This window comes from Mesorhizobium sp. B2-5-11, assembly GCF_006440835.1.
Classification (GTDB): domain Bacteria; phylum Pseudomonadota; class Alphaproteobacteria; order Rhizobiales; family Rhizobiaceae; genus Mesorhizobium.
Map to the genome: position 1 here is coordinate 55,839 of NZ_VFUK01000016.1, position 18,998 is coordinate 74,836.

The 18,998-nt window shown below is 63.7% G+C and carries 17 protein-coding genes; 8 read left to right on the plus strand and 9 right to left on the minus strand.

The genetic code is table 11. The annotated features are described in order from the left end of the window. Window position 1 precedes the first annotated feature (1 nt). The 4 genes from FJ490_RS29950 to FJ490_RS29965 are packed head-to-tail and all read right to left on the minus strand — an operon-like array spanning window position 2 to window position 4,705. Window positions 2–256, minus strand: a complete 255-nt coding sequence (locus FJ490_RS29950) for a hypothetical protein (RefSeq protein ID WP_140500602.1) — start codon at window positions 254–256, stop codon at window positions 2–4. Window positions 257–258: 2 nt separating this feature from the next. Further along, window positions 259–1,482 (minus strand): aminomethyltransferase family protein, encoded by a 1,224-nt coding sequence (locus FJ490_RS29955; RefSeq protein WP_140729398.1) that lies wholly within the window; start codon window positions 1,480–1,482, stop codon window positions 259–261. A 51-nt stretch (window positions 1,483–1,533) separates the two neighbouring features. Next, complete coding sequence (locus FJ490_RS29960; protein WP_140729397.1) at window positions 1,534–3,099, minus strand: NAD(P)/FAD-dependent oxidoreductase; 1,566 nt, start codon at window positions 3,097–3,099, stop codon at window positions 1,534–1,536. Further along, window positions 3,086–4,705, minus strand: a complete 1,620-nt coding sequence (locus FJ490_RS29965; protein WP_140729396.1) for an NAD(P)/FAD-dependent oxidoreductase — start codon at window positions 4,703–4,705, stop codon at window positions 3,086–3,088. Before FJ490_RS29965 ends, FJ490_RS29960 begins: the two co-directional genes overlap by 14 nt. Window positions 4,706–4,906: 201 nt before the next feature. Between FJ490_RS29965 and FJ490_RS29970 the strand changes: the two genes are divergently transcribed. From FJ490_RS29970 to FJ490_RS29990, 5 genes are all read left to right on the plus strand, one after another. Then, window positions 4,907–5,707, plus strand: coding sequence for a class I SAM-dependent methyltransferase (locus tag FJ490_RS29970; RefSeq protein WP_140517901.1), 801 nt, complete (start codon window positions 4,907–4,909; stop codon window positions 5,705–5,707). A gap of 27 nt (window positions 5,708–5,734) precedes the next feature. Beyond that, on the plus strand, window positions 5,735–6,421 hold the full coding sequence (gene betI, locus FJ490_RS29975; protein ID WP_224655901.1) for a transcriptional regulator BetI: 687 nt from the start codon (window positions 5,735–5,737) through the stop codon (window positions 6,419–6,421). Between the two features lie 33 nt (window positions 6,422–6,454). Then, window positions 6,455–7,555: an ABC transporter substrate-binding protein gene (locus FJ490_RS29980; RefSeq protein WP_140525481.1), complete on the plus strand. Its 1,101-nt coding sequence runs from the start codon at window positions 6,455–6,457 to the stop codon at window positions 7,553–7,555. 110 nt (window positions 7,556–7,665) lie between these two features. After that, window positions 7,666–8,742: an extracellular solute-binding protein gene (locus tag FJ490_RS29985; protein WP_140729395.1), complete on the plus strand. Its 1,077-nt coding sequence runs from the start codon at window positions 7,666–7,668 to the stop codon at window positions 8,740–8,742. Next, window positions 8,739–10,049, plus strand: coding sequence for a flavin monoamine oxidase family protein (locus FJ490_RS29990; protein ID WP_246672825.1), 1,311 nt, complete (start codon window positions 8,739–8,741; stop codon window positions 10,047–10,049). The genes FJ490_RS29985 and FJ490_RS29990 overlap by 4 nt, the downstream gene beginning before the upstream one ends. Here the strand turns inward: FJ490_RS29990 and FJ490_RS29995 are convergent. From FJ490_RS29995 to FJ490_RS30005, 3 genes are read right to left on the minus strand one after another with little or no spacing between them, the layout of a single operon-like run. Beyond that, window positions 10,013–11,086, minus strand: coding sequence for an ABC transporter ATP-binding protein (locus tag FJ490_RS29995; protein WP_140729408.1), 1,074 nt, complete (start codon window positions 11,084–11,086; stop codon window positions 10,013–10,015). The genes FJ490_RS29990 and FJ490_RS29995 overlap by 37 nt on opposite strands. Window positions 11,087–11,123: 37 nt before the next feature. After that, complete coding sequence (locus FJ490_RS30000; protein WP_140525484.1) at window positions 11,124–11,948, minus strand: ABC transporter permease; 825 nt, start codon at window positions 11,946–11,948, stop codon at window positions 11,124–11,126. Then, window positions 11,945–12,862, minus strand: coding sequence for an ABC transporter permease (locus tag FJ490_RS30005; RefSeq protein ID WP_140517906.1), 918 nt, complete (start codon window positions 12,860–12,862; stop codon window positions 11,945–11,947). The genes FJ490_RS30000 and FJ490_RS30005 overlap by 4 nt, the downstream gene beginning before the upstream one ends. Window positions 12,863–12,925: 63 nt before the next feature. Between FJ490_RS30005 and FJ490_RS30010 the strand changes: the two genes are divergently transcribed. Next, window positions 12,926–13,171 carry a hypothetical protein gene (locus FJ490_RS30010; protein ID WP_140729393.1) on the plus strand — a complete coding sequence of 82 codons (246 nt, stop codon included), beginning with the start codon at window positions 12,926–12,928 and terminating at the stop codon, window positions 13,169–13,171. A gap of 26 nt (window positions 13,172–13,197) precedes the next feature. Then, the gene (locus tag FJ490_RS30015; RefSeq protein WP_140729392.1) at window positions 13,198–14,622 is read left to right on the plus strand and encodes an aminotransferase; all 1,425 of its coding nucleotides are present in this window, start codon (window positions 13,198–13,200) and stop codon (window positions 14,620–14,622) included. 74 nt (window positions 14,623–14,696) lie between these two features. Here the strand turns inward: FJ490_RS30015 and FJ490_RS30020 are convergent, their stop codons facing one another. Further along, the gene (locus FJ490_RS30020; RefSeq protein ID WP_140500615.1) at window positions 14,697–15,899 is read right to left on the minus strand and encodes an aromatic ring-hydroxylating dioxygenase subunit alpha; all 1,203 of its coding nucleotides are present in this window, start codon (window positions 15,897–15,899) and stop codon (window positions 14,697–14,699) included. A 439-nt stretch (window positions 15,900–16,338) separates the two neighbouring features. On the opposite strand from FJ490_RS30020, the gene FJ490_RS30025 reads away from it, so the two are divergent. Further along, on the plus strand, window positions 16,339–16,749 hold the full coding sequence (locus FJ490_RS30025; protein WP_140666462.1) for a hypothetical protein: 411 nt from the start codon (window positions 16,339–16,341) through the stop codon (window positions 16,747–16,749). Window positions 16,750–16,878: 129 nt separating this feature from the next. Here FJ490_RS30025 and FJ490_RS30030 read toward each other — a convergent pair whose 3' ends face one another. After that, window positions 16,879–18,966, minus strand: a complete 2,088-nt coding sequence (locus FJ490_RS30030; protein WP_181165416.1) for a sensor histidine kinase — start codon at window positions 18,964–18,966, stop codon at window positions 16,879–16,881. Between the last annotated feature and the right edge of the window lie 32 nt (window positions 18,967–18,998).

The following is an 18,998-nucleotide window of genomic DNA, read 5'->3' on the forward strand; positions in this document are numbered from 1 at the left end:
GTCAGCCGAACCCCATGCGCTTCAGCCAGTCCTTGCCGACGCCGCGGTCGCGGATGATCGGCAGCGGGTTTTCCGAATCGAGCCGCGCGCAGATGCGGTAGACCTCAAGCGTCTCGGCGCTCATCTCGCCGCGCTTGTAGAAGAACATGGCGGCGGCATAGCGTGTGCGGCCCGACCATTTTTCGCCGAGCGGCGTGTTGACCAGTTCCCACTGTTCGGCCGCCTCTTCTTGCTGCTTGTCGGCTTCCTCGTCCATGGTCAGAAATCCGCCGGCGGATTGGCGGTGCGGCGATCGAGCTTGATGAACGGCCGCGGCACCACCTTGGCCCGCTTCATCAGCTTTTGGTATTGCAGCTCGCGCATTGCGTAGATCTCGACCCAGAGGTCGTCGACGACAGTATCACCATATGGTCGCACCAGCGAAGCGATGGCGATGTTGCGCTTGGCCATCGGCGACCACATGGCGGCGCTGACCAGCCCGACCTCCTGGCTCTTTCTGTGATAGACGATGGCGTGTTCGGCCGGGATGTTGCCTTCGATCTCCAGCCCGACCAGCACATGCCGCAGCTTGCGCTTGGCGCGCGCCTCGAAGATGGCGCGACGGCCGTTGAAATGGGCCTTTTCCAGGTCGATCATGAAGCCGAGCCCGATCTCATCGGGCATGCGCAAGCGGTCGGCGCGGATGGCGTGTTCGGCCGTCGTGAAGTCGGCATTGGCGACGATCAGCCCGGCCTCGATCCGGGCGCGGCTGAGCGCGGCATAGCCGATGGCGCGGATGCCGCGCAGTTCGCCGGCCGCCATCAGCCGGTCCCACAGGCTCAGCGCCTTGTCGACCGGCATGAACAGTTCATAGCCGAGGTCGCCGGTGAAGCCGGTGCGCGAGATGGTGACGGTTTCGCCATCATGCGGGAATTCGGCGAGGTCGAATGCCTTCAGCTTTTCGACATCGGCAAAACCGGCATCACGCAGCACGGCGAAAGAGGTCGGACCTTGCAGTGCCAGGCCCGCGACGGCTTCGGTCTCTTCCTCCACCGTCACATCGAACCCGATGGCGCTGTCGAGCAGCCAAGGCAAATGCCGCTCCTGCGAGCACAGCCGGAACCGCGTTGGCGAGAGCCGGAACAGCGTGCCGTCATCGAGGACGAAGCCCTCGTCGTCGCACCACGCGGTATAATGGACGCGGCCCGGCTTCAGCCTGGTCACGTCGCGCAGCGTGACGCGGTCGAGGAAGGCCTCGGCGTCCGGTCCCTCGACGCGGTACTTGGTCATCGGCGAGATGTCGAAGAGCGCCGACTGGCTGCGAATGGCGAAATATTCGAGCTCCTCGTCCCACAGCGAATGGGGGGCGCGGTAGCCCGCCCAGTTGTACCAATCCTGGGTCTTGGCCAGAGCATCGATGCGCGGCTGGAACGGCGTGCCGAGACGCAACGTGCGGAAGTGGGATTGGGCGGCGATGCGGGCGGATGATGGTTGCTGATTCATGCTGGCGATCCTTCGCCGTAGAACGCGACTGCCGCCAACTGAAACATCGCCTTACCCCTTCATCGCAATAATGCGTCGAGCGGCGTTCAATCCAGGTGCGCCGGAGACGCCGCCGCCGGGATGTGAACCGGCACCGGCGAGAAACAGCCCGTCGAGCGGTGTGTCGTAGCCGGACCAGCCCGAGACCGGGCGCGAGATCAGCATCTGGTCGGCCTGCAACTCGCCGTGGTGCCAGTGGCCGCCCGGCATGCGGTAGCGCGTTTCGATGTCGGCGGGCGTCAAGAGCTCGGTGTGGCGCACCGTCTTGCCGATGCCTGGCGCGTAGGCTTCGAGCTGAGCCATGATTGCCTCCAGGAATTTCGCCTTGCCGGCGCCCCATCCCTCTTTCAGAGCATAGGGCGCGTATTGCACCACCGCCGACAGCACGCAGGCGCCGTCGGGCGCGAGCGATGGATCGGCGAGGCTTGGCAGCGTGATCTCCATCACCGGTTCGGGCGAGAACGCGCCGTATTTGGATGGATTGAAGGCGCGCTCGACATGATCGGGCGAGGGGGCGATAACCAGCCGCCCCCTGTGGCCGGCGGCATCGGCACCTGTGAATTGCGGCGGCCTGTCGAGCGCCAGGTGAAGCTTGGCGACATCACCCTTCATGCGGATGTTGTTCACCTTGCGCACGAAGCCGGTGTCGAGTTCGCGTGGACCGACAAGGTCGAGCAAAGTCGTCGCCGGATTTGTCGCGGAGACGATCGTCCTGGCGCGCAGCACCTCGCCATTGTCCAATGCGACACCGACGGCGCGGTCTTTCTCGACAATGATCCTTGCGACAGGCGCCGATGTGCGGACGTTCACGCCGGCCTTTTCGGCCGAGGCGCGGATGGCGGCGATCACCGCGCCCATGCCGCCCTTCGGCACTATCTGCGCGCCGGCCACACCGCCGGCCTCGCCGGCCAGCCGGTAATAGAGGCCGAGCAGCGAGGTGGGCGAGCGCGGACCGAGATGGCTGCCGAGCGTCGCGTCGAAGGCAAGCAGCCCTTTCAGCCTGATGTCGGCAAGCTGCTCGTCGAGCAGGTCGGCGACGTTCATCAAAAGCACGCGCAGGAAATCGCGCATGTTTTCCTTGCCGAGCCTTTTCAGCGCCAGTGCGGCCTGGCCGAGCGCCGCTGTCTCCAGCAGCGACATGCCGGCCAGCTCGGGCGGACGACGCGAGAGGAAGGGTTCCAGGATGCCGGCGTAGCGCAGCAGCTGCGCGCGCAACTGCTTCCACGCCGATTGCTCCGACGAACTTGCGCCGGTCAGCATTTCGCCATAGGCGCGGTGCAGGACCAGCGGGGAGCCGTCCATCGACAGCGCAACCGACGGCGCGAAGTCGTCTGGGGTGATCCGCAAGCCATGCTTCTCCAGCTCCAGCGTCTTCACCACGTCGGGATGCAGGCGGTTCAGCAGATGGGCGATCGACGAGACATGAAAACCCGGCGCGAATTCCTCCGTGCGCGCGGCGCCGCCGAGATCGGCTCCCGCTTCCAGCAGCAGCACCTTGCGCCCTGCCTTCGCCAGCGTGACAGCAGTGACGAGGCCATTATGGCCGCCGCCAATGACGATTGCATCATATGACGTCATGGGCCGGGCTCATATGCGAGGTCGATTTGGCGAGATCGCGCAGGATCTCGGCCGCGGCATTTCGGCCGGGCGCGCCCATGACGCCGCCGCCGGGATGGGTCGAGGAGCCGCACATATAAAGACCGCCGACCGGCGAGCGGTATTGCGCGTAGCCCGGCACCGGGCGGTTGAACAGAAGCTGGTCGAAGGTCAGTTCGCCCTGGAAGATGTTGCCTTCGGTGAGCCCGACCTCGGCCTCGATTTCGCGCGGCGTGCGCACCTCCATGTGGACGATGCGGTCGCGAAAGCCGGGCGAGTAGTCGGCAATCTGCGCAATCACGCTTTCGGCGAATCCGTCGCGATCGGCGTCGGTCCATTCATGGCCGTTCACCTTGGGCGGCGCGTATTGCACGAAGCAGCTCATGAAGTGTTTTCCCGGCGGCGCCATCGTCGGGTCGAGCGTCGTCGGGATGACCATGTCGAGGAAGGGGTCGGCCGACCAGCGCCCGGCCTTCCAGTCGTCATAGGCGCGCTCCATCCGCTCCATCGAATCGGTGAAATGCATGTCGCCGCGATAAACCGGCGAATCCTTCGGCAGAGCTGGGAATTCGGGCATCGAGTCCAGCGCGATGTTGACCTTGCCGGACGAACCTCGGATCTTGAAGTTCCTGACCCGGCGCAGGAAAATCTCGGGCAGTTCCTTTTCCTCGACCAGTTTCAGGAAGGTTCGTTTCACGTCGGCGTTGGAGACGACGAGCTTGCCACGGATCTCCTCACCGCCAGCCAGCACCACACCCTTGGCCTTGCCGCGGCTCACCAGAACATGGTCGACCTCGGCGCCGGTGCGAATGGTTCCACCCGACGCCCTGAAGGATGCCGCCAGCGCTTTTGTCACCGCGCCCATGCCGCCGCGCGCATAGCCCCAGGCGCCGACCGAGCCGTCGACCTCGCCCATATAGTGGTGCAGCAGCACATAAGCCGTGCCGGGCGACATCGGCCCGAGCGCCGTGCCGATGATGCCGGACAAAGCGAAATTGGCCTTGATGACATCGGTCTCGAAATATTCATCGAGGAAGTCCGAGATCGACATGGTCCAGAAGCGCAGCGTCAGCGCCATTTCCTCCGCCGACAGGCCCGCGAATTTCTTGCCCAGATAAAGGAGCTCGCCCAGATCCCGCGGCCGCAGACTGGTCGGGTCGGGCGCGGTGCGCATCAACAGCGGCTGGATGAAACGGCACTGGCGCGTCACGTCGCGCGCATAACGGTCGTAGGCTTCGGCATCGCGTTTCGAGAAGCGCGCAAATTCGCGCCGGTGTGCATCATGGTCCCGGTAATTGGCGAGATAATCGCCATCCCTGGTGAACACCGCGCCGCCCTCATAGGAAATAACCTGCAGGCCGAAGCGCGGCAGTTCGAGGTCGCGCATGATTTCAGGGCGAAACAGCGAACAAACATAGGAACAGTTGGAATAGAGGAAGCCCGGCGTCAGTTCCCGGCTGGTGGCGGCGCCGCCGACCCAGGGATTCTTCTCCACCACCAGCACGTCGAGCCCGGCGCGCTGGAGATAGCAGGCATTGACCAGTCCGTTGTGTCCGCCGCCGATGACGATCGCATCCCAAGCTTTCATTTTGGCCCAGTCTTTCCATGCGATCCGCTGTTCATCTTGGCGTAATCCGTCCCCTCAATGCGCGAAATTTGGCATGGTAGTCGTCGTTTTGTCCAGCTATATTGAATGAATGTTCAACAAATGATGTTGCGTTTTCCCAGACATGGGCTAGGCTTTGCAGGCGTTCGAGACGGACATTCGTCGATTGGGGATCGAGGGTTGATGATCGAAACGGCCGAGGCCGAGCCGGAGTATGACGGAGCCGCCATCCGCTTCCTCGAGGCGCTGTGGGGCGACGGCTACCTGTCGCCGGGCGGGCCCGACGAAGTCGACCGCGTGCTCGAGGGACTTTCGCTCGCAGGCAAGACCGTGCTCGACATCGGCTGCGGGTCCGGAGGCATCACGCTGCATCTGGTCGAACGGCATGGCGCCGCGCACGTCACCGGCTTCGATGTCGAGCGGCCGGTGATCGAAACGGCCAGGCGCCGGGCAGCCTCCCGCGGGCTTGCCGACCGCGCCAGCTTCATCCAGGCGCCGCCTGGGCGGTTGCCTTTCGAGGATCAGTCGTTCGACGTCGTCTTCTCCAAGGATGCGCTGCTGCATGTCGCCGACAAGGATGCGCTGTTTGCGGAGATATTCCGCGTGCTCAAGGCCGGCGGCGCCTTTGCGGCATCAAACTGGATGATCTCGCATGACGGCGAACCATCACCGGAGATGAAGGCCTATGTCGCCGCCGAAGGGCTGTCCTTCGCGATGGCCTCGCCGGCGCGCTACGCACAGGCGATGCGCCAGGCGGGCTTTGCCGAGATCGCGGTTCGCGACCGCAATCCCTGGTACCGCGAGGTGGCGCGGGGCGAACTGGAAAGGCTGAAGGGGCCGCTCTATCCGACGGTCGCGGCGGCAGTGGGCGCCGCCTATGTCGACAAGAACATACGAACCTGGGAGGCCATGCAGAAGGTGCTTGACAGTGGCGAGCACCGTCCCACTCATCTTCGCGGGCAAAAACCGAAGATGGTCGGCTAGCCGGCGATGTGGAGCATGACCGCACCCATGAAAATTGCAGCACGCCAAGAGCAGTCCGCCGAGGCATCGAGCGAACCCGAGAAACGCGGGCGTAAGGCTTCCAAGGAGGTCAGGCAGCTTCAGCTGATCGAGGCGACGATCGATTCGTTGGCCAAGCGCGGCTATTCGGAGACGACGATGGCCGACGTCGCCGATGGCGCGGGCCTGTCGCGCGGCATCGTCAATTTCCATTTCGAGAGCAAGGAAAAACTGCTGATCGCGACCTTGCAGCATATGTATGACGAGTACTCGGCGCATTGGCGCAATGCCTTGGAGAAAGCGGGGAACGATCCCGCCGACCAGTTGCGGACCCTGGTCGCGGCCGATTTCGACCGTTCGATCTGCAACAAGCGCAAGCTGGCGGCCTGGTGCGCCTTCTGGGGCGAGGCCAAGTCGCGGCCGACCTACCAGGCGCTGAGCAGCGCCCGCGATGCCGTCTACCAGAACATCTTCATCGAGCTTTGCGCGACGCTCAAGCAAAGCGGCGGCTATGCCTATGAGCCGCAGGTCATGGCGCTGGCGCTCAGCGCGACGCTGGAGGGACTGTGGCTGCGCTTGATGATGGGCACCGAAGACACTACCCGCGAGAGCGCCTTGCAGGCAGCCAACGAATTCCTGTCGGCCGCATTCCCCAAACATTACCAGGGAGCAGCCGCCACCCGTCGCAAGGCATGAAGCAATCGATAAATAAAAGAGGATGGAACAGCAATGAAGACATCAATCCAGCGGCTGACATTGGCCCGACGCCTGACATTGACCCTGGCATTGACCGGCGTGCTGGCGGCCTCGGCCGCAGCCCTGGCGGTTGCCGCCGACAAAGACCTGGTCGTGTTCGACTGGTCCGGCTATGAGGATCCGAGCTTCCATCCGAAATATGTCGAGAAGAACGGCGATTCGCCGACCTTCGCCTTCTTTGGCGACGAGGACGAGGCGTTCGAAAAAGTGCGCTCGGGTTTCAAGGCCGATCTCGGCCATCCCTGCTCGCAGAGCGTGGTGAAATGGCGCGAGGCCGGCCTGCTGCGGCCGCTCGACACATCGAAGATAACAGGCTGGAAAGATCTCAATCCCGGAATCATGGCGATGAAGGATCTCGCCACGACCGCCGATGGCAAGGCCTGGTTCATGCCCTGGGACTGGGGCAACACCCAGCTCACCTATAATTCCGAAAAGGTCGACGCCAAGGACGTGCAGTCGCTGAAGGCGTTCGCCGATCCGAAGTTCAAGGGCCGGGTTTCGATCGGCGACAATGTCGACGACGCCTATGCGCTGGCGAGCCTCGCCATCGGCGTCAAGGACTGGACCAAGATGACCGACGACCAGTTCAAGCAGGCGTCGGATTTCCTGCGCCAGGTGCATAAGAACGTGCGCTCCTACTGGACCGACACAACGGACGTGGTGCAGCTTTTGAGCGGCGGCGAGGTCGATCTTGCCTGGGCATGGAACGACGCCACCGTGCAATCGGTCGCCGCCGGCGTGCCGATCAAGGCCAAGAAGGACACGGACGAAGGCATTTCGACCTGGGTCTGCGGCTATGTGCTGTTCAAGGATGCGCCCGGCAATGTCGACAAGGCATATGATTATCTGAACGCCGTCAACGATCCCGAAACCGCCAAGGTGCTGGTCAAGGATTGGGGCTATGGCCAGGCCAACGCCAAGGGCATGGCCGGCGTCGATCAGGCCGTGCTGAAGGAAAAAGGCTATGACGACGTGCAGAAATTCGTCGACAAGACGCTGTTCCAGTCGCCGGTGCCGTCGCAGCTCAAGCTCAAGATGATCGCCGAATTCGAGAAGATCAAAGCCGGATATTGAGCCGGTTCGGCCGCCCGCCCGCCTGCGGAGATGGTGGGCGGGCGGGCTCGCCAAGAGAGGCGAATTCTCATAACCTCGCGGCAGCCTTTCGCGACGGGGGAATTCGCACCATGAAGCCAGTGCTACGCAGCCTTGCCCTTGCCGCCGCCTGCGTGATCGGCGCCGGCGCCGTCTATGCCTGGGCGGAAGGTGGCGGCGACCTCGTCGTGTTCGACTGGTCCGGCTATGAGGACCCGCTGCTGCACCCCGCCTATGCCGCCAAATACGGCGCCGAGCCGACCTTCGCCTTCTTCGGCGACGAGGACGAGGCCTTCGAGAAGATGCGGGCCGGCTTCAAGGCCGACATCGCGCATCCCTGTTCGCAAAGCGTGGTCAAGTGGCGCGAGGCGGGCATGCTGCAGCCGCTCGACACGTCGAGGATAGCAGGCTGGAAAGACCTCAATCCCGGCATCATGGCGATGAAGGATCTCGCCACCACAGACGACGGCAAGGCATGGTTCATGCCGTTCGACTGGGGCAACACCTCGCTTCTCTACCGCACCGACAAGGTGACGCCGGAGCAGGCGCAATCGCTCAGGATCTTCGCTGACCCGAAGTTCAAGGGCCGCGTCACCATCGGCGACAATGTCGACGACGCCTATGCGCTGGCGAGCCTGGTCATCGGGCTGAAAGACTGGACAGGGATGACCGATGCCCAGTTCCAGGAGGCGTCCGCCTTCCTGCGCGACGTGCACAAGAACATCCGTTTCTACTGGACCGACGACACTGATCTCAACCAGGCCTTCATCGGCAATGAGGTCGATCTCGTCTGGGGCTGGAACGAGACCTATGTGACGCTGAAGGGGCAAGGCCTGCCGATCGCGATGAACCGCGACAGCAAGGAGGGTATCTCGACCTGGGTGTGCGGCTATGTGCTGATGAAGGATGCACCCGGCAAGCTCGATCAGGCCTATGACTTTCTGAATGCAGTCAACGCTTCTGCCGTTTCGGACTATCTGGTGAAGACCTTCGGCTACGGCCACGGCAACAGCGCCGGCATGGCTGTAGTCGACCACACGGTTCTGGCCGATCGCGGCTTCGACGATCTCGACAAATTCCTCGACAAGACGCTGTTCCAACAGCCGGTGGGGCCGGAGCTCAAGCAGCGCATGGTCGCCGAGTTCGAGAAGATCAAGGCCGGCTATTGAACAGCGAATCCACAAGAGCCGATGTCGTCATCATCGGCGCCGGCTTCACCGGGCTGTCGGCCGCGCTCGAGCTGAAAAAGGCCGGCGTCGATTTCGTGCTGCTCGAAGCGCGCGACCGTGTCGGCGGGCGCGTCGAGTCGATGGAGATCGGTTCCGGCGAGCGCATCGACAGTGGCGGGCAGTTCCTGTGCGAGGACATGCCGGAGCTGATGGCGCTTGTCGACGTGCGCGGCAAGACGCTTGTCGAAACCCATGTCGACGGCGCGTTTATCGCCCAGCCGCCAATCTCCGCCGCCGAGGCGAAGCGAACCTATTCTGGTTCGATGGCGATCCGCGATCGGATGAACGCGATCGCGCCGGACGATCCCTCGATTGCCGGGCTGACCGTTGCCGCCTGGCTCGACCGGCAAGACGATGCCGATGCCGCCAAGGCAGCCTTCCGCTCGATGATCGAAGGCCTGTGGTGCCTGACGCTGGAGAAACTGCCGCTCTGGCACCTGATCGACAACGATCGGCGCATCACCAATGAGGTGCCGGAGCTCCAGTATTTCCTGCGCGAGACGATGCAGTCGGTGGCCGAGGACCTGGCCAGCGATCTCGGCGACCGGCTGTGGCTCAACGCGGCCGTTTCATGCATCGAGCATGGACCGCAAGCCGTTCGCATCGTCTCGGCGGCGGGTGTCATTGAAGCGCGGGCGGCACTTGTCGCGGTGCCGCCGGTCATGGCGGCGAAACTGGGCTTCGCACCCGCCCTGCCCGAATCCCTGGCGAAGGCGCTCGGCGTTTGGGAAAGCGGCGCCGTGATCAAGGTGCTAGTGCGCTACCCCGCTGCCTTCTGGCGCCGCCGCGGCTTGAGCGGCATGGTGATGTGGCGCGACCCGCCGGGGCTGTTCGCTTGCGATGCCAGTCCGGATGAAGGCCACGCGGCGCTGGTCGTCTTCGTCGGCGGCCCGCTCGCCTTGCGCTGGGGTGAGCTTGGCGAGACGGCACTGCGCGCCGAAGTGACCGGGAAACTGGTGGAAGCCCTCGGTCCCGACGCGGCCGAAATCGCGGGTTTCAGCCAGCGCGACTGGACGCATGACCGCTGGAGCGGCGGCGGCTACAGCGACCTCATCGTCGACGTCGCGGCGACCGATGCCGAACCTGTGCTCCTGGCCGGCGCGCCGCCTGTTCATTTCGCATCGTCGGAGCTGTCGCCGTCATTTCCCGGCTATGTCGAAGGGGCGATCGTTGCCGGTCGCATAGCGGCGCGAAAGATCATCGCGGACCGTCAATCCGCCATCGCCACCAGGGCTTCGGGATCGTAGGCGAGGCGAATCGAAGTGCCGACCGGAATATCGTCGGCGCCGAAATCGTTGGTCTCGGTTACCGACAGCGGCTTTTCCAGGCCGGGGATCTCGACGATCAAATGGGTGATCTCGCCAAAATAGTGGCGTTCGACCACCTTTCCGGCAACCTCGAACTTGGCCGTCGCATTGTCCCACAGGACGCGCAGGCGCTCCGGGCGGATGCCGAGCGTGGCGCCGCCGCCATTGCGCACGAAGGCCTTCGGCTTGTCGGTCTTCACACGGCCGAAGCCCAGCGTGTCGACGACCAGCGAGGCGCCGTTCTCCTCGACGATCTCGGCCTTGACGAAATTCATGCCGCCGAGGAAGTCGGCGACTTGGCGGTTGACCGGCCGCTGGTAGATCTCCTTGGGCGAGGCGACCTGCGCGATCCTGCCGCCGAACATCACGGCGATGCGGTCGGACATGGCCAGCGCTTCATACTGGTCGTGGGTGACCAGCACGAAGGTGATGCCGACGGCCTGCTGCAGGCGGCGCAACTCGACCTGCATCTGTTCGCGCAGCTTCTTGTCGAGCGCCGACAGCGGCTCGTCGAGCAGCAGCACCTTGGGCCGCATCACCAGCGCGCGGGCGAGCGCGACGCGTTGCCGCTGGCCGCCGGACAGCTCGGTGGCGAGACGCTTGCCGAGGCCGGTGAGAGAGACCTGCGCCAGGGCTTCCTCGACGCGGCGCTTCTCCTCGCCGCCCTGCAATTTCAGCCGCTTCAGGCCATAGGCGACGTTCTGCTCGACGTTGAGATGCGGGAAGATCGCATAGCTCTGGAACACCATGTTGGTCGGGCGGCGATTGGGCGCAATGCCTTCCATCGGCTGGCCGCCGACCGAGATCGAACCGCTCGTCGGGTTGTCGAAGCCGGCGATCATGCGCAACAGCGTGGTCTTGCCGCAGCCGGACGGGCCGAGCAGCGAGAAGAATTCGCCCTCGCGAATGGTCAAGGAGGCATCGTCGAGCGCCTTGAAGGCGCCGTAGCTGCGGGTGACGCGGTTGATCTCGATCATCGTCCGTTCGGACAGGGTTCGTGCCGATGGGGCCTGCTCAGGCATAAAGCCCTCCCTCGTTCTGGGTGCGTCTGGCGGCGCGGCGGCGCAGGATTTCGGCGACGGTCATCAGCAGGAAGGAGGCGACCAGCAGCAGCGTGCCGAGCGCGAGCACGCCCGGCAGTTTCGCCGCGAAGCGCAACTGGCCCCAGATATAGATCGGCAGCGTCGCCTCGGTACCGGTCAGGAAGAAGGCGATGATGAACTCGTCCAGCGAAATGGTGAAGCAGACCAGCAGGCTGGAGATGATTGCCGGCGCCACCATCGGCAGCGTCACCCGCCGGAAGGTGCCGAAGGCGCTCTCGCCGAGGTCGGCCGAGGCCTCCTCGAGGCTGCGATCGAAACCCTCGAAGCCGGAGGTCAGCACCGTCATCGAATAGGGGATGCAGACCAGGACATGGCCGAGCACGACGGTAAACAGAGAGAGGCTCAAGCCGAGCTGCAGCATCACCAGCAGCATCGAGATGGCGACGATGACTTCCGGCAGCACGAGCGGCGCCATGATCAGACCGTTGATGGCCCGCCGGCCGGGATAGCGGTAGCGGGTGATCGAGCGGGCAGCGAGGATGCCGAGAACCGTCGAAAGGACGGACGCCGAGACGCCGACGATCAGGCTGTTCCAGGTGGCGTCGAGCAGCGCCGGCGTGTTGGGCAGGTCCTCGTACCATTTGAGGGTGTAGCCGGTCAGCGGGAATTTCGGCGTGGCCGCAGTGTTGATCGAAAAGATCGGCAGGAAGATCACGGGCAGATAAAGGAAGCCGACATAAAGGAAGGCGTAGGCCGACAGCCAGCCGCCCGGCAGCAGACGTCGCGCCGCGCTCATCGCGCAAGCCTCTGGGCGGCACGGATGACCAGCACCGTGGCGCCGGCCATCAACGTCACGACCAGCATGGTGGTGACGGAAAGGGCGGCGCCCAGCGGCCAGTTCGAGGCCTTGCCGAACTGCGCCTGGATGGCGTTGGCGATCATGACGCCGTCCTTGCCGCCGACGAGCTTGGGGGTGACATAGTCGCCGACCGTCGGGATCATCACGATCAGCGCCGCCGAGATGATGCCTGGCGCCGACAGCGGCAAAGTCACGCGAAGGAACGAACGAAAGGGACCATCGCCGAGATCCGTAGCCGCCTCCACCAGGGTCCGGTCGATCTTCTCCAGCGAGACGAAGATCGGCAGGATGGCGAAGGCCGCCCAGGCGTGGGTCAGCGTGATGATGACGGCGCTCGAATTGTAGAGCAGCGCCGTCGACGGCTCGTTGATGATGCCGAGGCCGATCAGCCCGGAGTTCAAGACGCCGTTATAGCCGAGAATGACCTTCCACGACATCACGCGCAGGAGATAGCTGGTCCAGAACGGGATGGTGATGAGGAACAGCCACAGGCTCTTGTGGCGGCCGCCGTGGAAGGAAATGAAATAGGCGATCGGATAAGCCAGGACGACGGTGAAGAAGCTGACCGTCAGCGAGATATACAGCGAGCGCCACAACAGATCGCGATAGATCGGCTCGGTCAGGGCGACGCGGTAGTTTTCCAGCGTGAAGGTGCGGTCGATGGTCAGATAGTTCTGCGTCCAGAAGGAGTGGGCGATGACCACCAGGATCGGCAGGACCAGGAGGATGAGCGCGTAGAGAAAGGTTGGGCTGATCAGGGCAAAGCCCTGCACGGGTTCGGATTGCAGAAGGGCATTTCGTCTGGCCCGCGTCATGCGCAACGGGGGCGACCCTTCCACCGCCGCCGTCATTGCCAGACTCCGGGGGGCAGGGCTCCGGCTGTGATCTCGGTTGCTGGCCTGGAGCGTCCCGCCATGCGGTATCCCGTTGGACTGGCGCCGGCTGTTTGTTCCCAACTTTGTTTTGGAGCGCGATCGAACGCAAAACCGGTGACCAGTTTTGCTGATCGCGCTCCGAGCTTGCCGGCTTTCTTTCATCATGCCCGCATCCGCGGATTGAAATCAAGCGCTATTTCTGAGATATTGATTGAACGGACATTCAAAATTGTGGGGATTATGCCGGAAATTTCCAGCATTGCCGGCCAACTTTCGAAATCCTGAATTCGACAAGTGATGTGGAGATGACGATGGCGGCTGCGAGGGACCTGAAGGCGAGCGAAATGGCCGGAGCCGGAGCCGGAGCTGCCGATGCCGTCGAGTTGGCCAGGCGCCATCTCGTCCAGCCTTGGCCGTATGCCGGTTCGGTCGGCGCGGAAGCGCGCGCGCTGATCAGCGAAGGCGACGGCATCTACATCGCCGACGGCACCGGCAAGCGGTTGATCGACGGGCCGGCCGGCATGTGGTGCGTCAATGTCGGTCATCGGCGCGAGGAACTCGCCAGGGTGATGTACGACCAGGCGATGGCGCTATCCTATAACACGCCGTGGTACACGATGAACGCGCCTTCGGCGGAACTTGCCGGTCGCATAGCCGGTCACGCGCCCGGCGATCTCAGCCACGTCTTCTACACCACAGGCGGCTCCTCGGCGGTGGAGACGGCGCTGCGCTTCATGCAGTTCTACAACAATGTGCGGGGCCGGCCTGAGAAGAAGCTGATCCTGTCGCGCGGCGGCGCCTATCACGGCTCGACCTATCTGTCGGCCTCGCTCAATGGCCGACCGCGCGACCGTGACTGGATGGACGGCGCCGACGATCTGGTGATCAAGCTGTCCTCGCCCGACCCGTTCCGTCGTCCGCAGGGCATGAGCATAGCTGATTTCACCGACTTCCTCGTCGGTCAGTTCCGCGACACCGTCGCGCGAGTCGGTGCTGACCGGATCGGCGCTTTCGTCGGCGAGCCGGTGCAGGCCTCCGGCGGCGTTATCGTGCCGCCGGACGGCTACCTCAAGCGCATCCGCGAGATCTGCCGCGACAACGACATCCTCTATGTCTCCGACGAGGTGGTGACGGGCTTTGGACGGCTGGGCCATGTCTTCGCCTCCGGCGATGTGTTCGGCATCGATCCCGACATGATCACCTTCGCCAAGGGTGTGACGTCAGGCTATTTCCCGCTCGGCGGCGTCATCATATCGGAACGGCTGCTGGAGGAACTGCGCCGGTCGAACCATCCCGACGCGATGTTCGGCCATGGCCTGACCTACACCTCCCATCCGGTCGGCTGCGCAGTGGCGCTCAGGAATCTCGACCTTCTGGAACAGGGCGTACTTGCCCATACGCAAGCGGTCGCGCCCTATTTCCAGGCGCAGCTGAAGACGCTGGAAGAATTGCCGTTGGTCGGCGAGGTGCGCGGGCTGGGATTGATGGGCTGCGTCGAATGTGTCGCCGACCGCGAAAGCAAGGACCCGCTGCAGCTCGACAAGGATGTCGGCAAACGCATCGACGCGCATTGCCACGAGCTCGGCCTGCTGGTGCGGCCGCTGATCAACATGTGCGTGATGTCGCCGCCGCTGGTCATCACGCGCGAGCAGATCGACGACATGGTCGGCATTTTGCGCGAGGGCATTTCGCGCACGATGGATGACCTCAGGAAAGAAGGGGTGTGGCGGGGATGACGTTCTTTCTTCGCCCCGCATAGGACGGGGAGAGGAGCGCTCTCACCGATGGTTTCGCCAATTATCGGCGTCGCCTATCCACGCGACCGCAGCGCGTCGTTCAAGTTCCACATGTCCTTCTCCTCCGGCGCCGTTTCGAGCCCAAGCACGGGGATCTGCCTGCGCAGATGGTCGTGGTGGGTGCGCACTCCGTATTCGAGGTCGGAGAGGTAAAAACCCTCGAAGGCTTCCGACAGCATGGATTCGTTCGACCACACCGAAAGCTGGACATCCTCCGACATGGTGTCGCGGTCGATGCGGAAGGAGAGATAGCGGGCCGCAGCCTGCTCGCGGCTTTCGTCGCGATAGCGGTAAATGGCGCCGCGCAGCAGGGTCTCACCCGTCGACAGCGGGAACTCCTGATAGAACTGCACCGATTCCGGCATCACCGAGAGGACGGCATTGGGGAAGATGCCATAATAGACCCAGGCCTTCTTCAGATAGTCCGGCAGATGCGCCGGCTCCGGCGCGATCTTGACGTAGTTCCTGACGCTCCAGCGACGGCCGGCATGCGGGTTGTAGCTGGCGAAGGAGCGCGACACGCCGTTGACGAAGGGTTCGTCGAAATAGGTCGCGCCATAGAGGTCCTGCAGGGCCGGGTGCGCCATGGCGACGTGATAGCCCTCATTGTCGACGTCGCGCACCGACTTCCAGTTGACCGGAGTTTTCTGGGTCCAGATGCCCCAGGAGGGCACCATGTCGGCGGCCTTGTAGTGCGAGAATTCGGGCTCGATCGGCTTCATCAGCTCGGCGACGGAGGGCTGCGGGCCGCCAGCGCGGAAGCGAATGAAGATAAAGCCCATCCAGACCTCCAGATCGAGCGGCATCAGGCCGAACTCGGTCTTGTCGAGATCGGGAAAGGAACGCGGGCGGGCAGCGCCGCGCAACGTGCCATCGAGATTGTAGACCCAGCCGTGGAATGGGCACACAAGCGCGTTCTTGCAATTGCCCTGGCTGTCGGCGACGACACGGCTGCCGCGATGGCGGCACATATTGTTGAAACCGCGCACGACGCCGTCCTTGCCGCGCACGATCAGAGCGCGTTCGCCGACGACGTCCATGGCCAGGTAGTCGCCTGCGTCAGGGATGTCGCTGACATGTCCGGCGATCTGCCAGTGGTTGCGGAAAACGTGCTCCTTCTCGAGTTCGAGGAGGGCATCGGAATGGTAGCTCCAGCCAGGCAGTCCCCGCCGGTCCCAATCGTTGGGAATGGCCACGTCACGGAGATGCGGGTTCATAAAACGTCTCTTCTTTTTATTGAATATCCGTTCAATATAATCATATTTTTCATTGAAATGCAATGGCTTGTGGAAACGAGCATATTTTCGAAAGAAAATTGGCGCGCCGATTTCAATCCAATCCGATGTGACGGCTGGCCCCGAAAACCCCGGAGAATCCGCGCGTTAGCCCGGGTTTCAAAGCTTGGTTCCGGCAGGGTTTCGAAGCAAATCCTGCCACGGCGGAAGCCGAGGCAAAAGGCGTCGCCGCGCGTCTTGCCCGCTTGCCGATCCGCCGAGCCGAGATCGGCAAGCGGGCGCGTGATGCCCAGTTGGTGGGGTCTGCCGCGGGTGCCGTTTCAAGGCGGTTACAATATCAGATTCACACCAGCTTTCCGCTGATACAGAGCGCGACTAAGTTCGTTTTATCAAAAAAAGAAAGTCAACGAAGGGGATGATGATGCATGCGAAAGTTCAGATTGCCAGCAACGACCGCCGGTCCCAGGCTCCGGAGCGCGTTGGCCGCCGCCCGAAGCTGGCGTTGCGCCAGCGCGCCAGCGACCACCCCATGGCGATGTTCATGGCGCTGGCTGCTTGCGCCTTCGCCGGCATGGCGTTCGCGCCGACGGTCGGCCCGGCCTTTGCTTCGCTCAATCCACCGGCCAACGTCGTCGGCGGCGCAATGACCACCACCAGAACCGCACGCCTGCCGATGCCGATGGTCGACCTTGCCTGCAAGGGTCAGGCCTGGGGCGCCGAGAGCGCCGATTGCCTGCGGGCCATAGCCGAGCAGTCCGGAGCCCACAAAGCCCGTGCGGTCCGGATGATCGCCAATGCCGCGCCGCTGACCAATACGCCGAATATTTTCTGAGTTCGACTGAAACATGGTTCCGAAGCGGCTCCGCTTTGGAACGTGCCGCGGCGCTCCCCGAGCGCGTCCAGCGCTCCCTTCGGCTCCCGCCGCATGTCGGCCGGGGGCTTTTTTACCGGTTGGTGCGATCTATCCCTTCGAAACCACCTGGTCGGCAATGGCGGACAGGACGCTGCGCACATCCAGCGTGCTGAACGGTTTCTCCAGGATCTGCGGACGCTGCAGTAGCGGCAGCGCCTCGATTTCGGCCTTGGCGCCGATCAGGTCGCCAGTGACCAGCACGAAACGCCGCGCCAGTTCCGGTCTTTCGGCAAGCAACTCTCGATAGATGGTCATGCCGCTTGTTCCAGGCATGCGCAGGTCCGAAAAGACGATGTCGGGCGGCATGTGGCCAGCCAATATGGCTGTGGCCGTGTCCCAGAGGGGCGCGATCCGTGACTTGATGCCCATCAGTTCGAGTATGTCGGAGAGCGAACCGGCGACGTCGGGCTCGTCATCGATGATCAAGGCGTGGCGCAGCCCGCTCGATCGCGGCTGGCTCTCGCCGGCGATGGCGACGCCGGCTACAATGGCCGGCAGCTGGACGACGAAACGGGCGCCACTTGGCAGCACTTCCTCGAACCAGACATTGCCATTGTGCCGCTCGATGATCGATTTCGAGATCGACAGGCCGATGCCGGTTCCGACGCCGACCGGCTTGGTGGTGAAATAGGATTCGAAGATGCGGGACCGGATCGCTTCCGGTACGCCAGGCCCATTGTCCTCGACCGAGAAACCGGGATCGCCGCGCTCGCTGCGGAAGGTCCGCACCTTGATCAGCCGGTCGCCGCCTATGCCTGCCAGCGCATGCTGGCTGTTGATGAGGAAATTGGCGGCCACCTGGGTGACGTGATCGGCATCGGCCATGGCCAGCAACGGGCCAGGCGCGAAATCGGTGTCGATGATGATCCCGCTCGAGCGCGCGCCGTAGGCGGTCACCTCGAGCGCCGCGCGGATCACCTGGTTGAGGTCCGTCTCGGCCCGCTCCGTCGGATGCAGCCGGACCATCGACAGGAAGCTCTTGACGATGCGGCCGCAGCGCTCGGCGGCGGCGCGCACTTTCTCGGCGCGAACCTTGGTCTGCGGATCGGAGGCGAATTCGTGCAGCAATGTCGACTGCGCGACAACCACGGCCAGCGGGTTGTTGAGTTCATGCGAGACACCCGCAAGCAGCGAACCCATCGCCGCCATCTTCTCGTTCTGGTGCAGCTTCTCGCGCTGGCGGTTGATCTCCTCCTCGGCGCGCAGCTTGTCGCGCAGGTCGCGGATGGAGCCGAAGATCAGGCGGCGGTCGGCGACCCGCATCTCGGTCGCCGTCAGTTCGATGGGGAAAATCTCGCCGGCGGCGTTCTGGGTCACCGTCTCGAGCCGCTGTCCGACCATTGGCGCGCCGCGTCCGGACATGTATTCGGCCCCCGACGCATAGCCCTTACGGTAATAGATCGGCACGATGGTGTCGAGCAGGTCCTTGCCGAGGATATCGCTGCGCAGGAAGCCGAACATCTTCTCGGCGGCCGGATTGAATTCGACGATCGAGCCGGTCTCGTCGATGACGAGGATGGCATCGAGCGAGGCTTGCAGCATGGTGCGGCGGATGACCTCGCTGGCGTGGGCGTCGGAGGGCGAGCGTTCGATCGCGTCGCCGATGGCCAGCGCGATGATGTGCAGCGTCGCTTCTTCCTCGTCGGTCCATTCGCGCTCCTCGATGCAGTCATTGACCGCCAGCGTCCCCCATAGGTGGCCATGCGCGAATACGGACACCGACAGGAACGACTTAATGCTCTGTTTCTCGAAGTCGGCTCTCAGGAAGCCCTCGAGGTCGCGCGTATGGCCGGCGAAAATCTTGCCCTGCCGTTCATCCTCCTGCAGCCGTTCCAGCAGCGGATCGGCGTTGATGATCGACTGCACGATCACCGTCGGCGAGGCCAGCTCGCCACCGACCACGGGATCGATCCAGTAGGCGGCCACCGACTGGGCAAATCCCTGGCCGGGCAGTTCGCGCAGGCGGAACAGGATGCCGCGCTGGCAGTCCATTGCGTGGCAAAGCGTTTCCAGTATGGCTTCCATCTCGCGCTGCCAGTCGCCGGCCTCGCGCAGCCGCCGCACCACGCGCACGGCCGCCATCGCCGCGCCTTGCCGGCCGTCTTGCATGTCCGTGCCTGCTGCTTCAGCGGTCATTTTCAGCCATTGTTGCGGTGCCAAGCGGATTT

Coding starts and splice junctions, on each gene's coding strand:
- FJ490_RS29985 (WP_140729395.1), top strand. CDS start 7,666: ATGAAGCCAGTGCTACGCAGCCTTGCCCTTGCCGCCGCCTGCGTGATC.
- FJ490_RS30030 (WP_181165416.1), bottom strand. CDS start 18,966: ATGACCGCTGAAGCAGCAGGCACGGACATGCAAGACGGCCGGCAAGGC.
- FJ490_RS29995 (WP_140729408.1), bottom strand. CDS start 11,086: ATGATCGAGATCAACCGCGTCACCCGCAGCTACGGCGCCTTCAAGGCG.
- FJ490_RS30005 (WP_140517906.1), bottom strand. CDS start 12,862: ATGACGGCGGCGGTGGAAGGGTCGCCCCCGTTGCGCATGACGCGGGCC.
- FJ490_RS29965 (WP_140729396.1), bottom strand. CDS start 4,705: ATGAAAGCTTGGGATGCGATCGTCATCGGCGGCGGACACAACGGACTG.
- FJ490_RS30025 (WP_140666462.1), top strand. CDS start 16,339: ATGCATGCGAAAGTTCAGATTGCCAGCAACGACCGCCGGTCCCAGGCT.
- FJ490_RS29950 (WP_140500602.1), bottom strand. CDS start 256: ATGGACGAGGAAGCCGACAAGCAGCAAGAAGAGGCGGCCGAACAGTGG.
- FJ490_RS29955 (WP_140729398.1), bottom strand. CDS start 1,482: ATGAATCAGCAACCATCATCCGCCCGCATCGCCGCCCAATCCCACTTC.
- FJ490_RS29970 (WP_140517901.1), top strand. CDS start 4,907: ATGATCGAAACGGCCGAGGCCGAGCCGGAGTATGACGGAGCCGCCATC.
- betI (WP_224655901.1), top strand. CDS start 5,735: ATGAAAATTGCAGCACGCCAAGAGCAGTCCGCCGAGGCATCGAGCGAA.
- FJ490_RS29980 (WP_140525481.1), top strand. CDS start 6,455: ATGAAGACATCAATCCAGCGGCTGACATTGGCCCGACGCCTGACATTG.
- FJ490_RS30000 (WP_140525484.1), bottom strand. CDS start 11,948: ATGAGCGCGGCGCGACGTCTGCTGCCGGGCGGCTGGCTGTCGGCCTAC.
- FJ490_RS30015 (WP_140729392.1), top strand. CDS start 13,198: ATGGCGGCTGCGAGGGACCTGAAGGCGAGCGAAATGGCCGGAGCCGGA.
- FJ490_RS30010 (WP_140729393.1), top strand. CDS start 12,926: ATGCGGTATCCCGTTGGACTGGCGCCGGCTGTTTGTTCCCAACTTTGT.
- FJ490_RS30020 (WP_140500615.1), bottom strand. CDS start 15,899: ATGAACCCGCATCTCCGTGACGTGGCCATTCCCAACGATTGGGACCGG.
- FJ490_RS29960 (WP_140729397.1), bottom strand. CDS start 3,099: ATGACGTCATATGATGCAATCGTCATTGGCGGCGGCCATAATGGCCTC.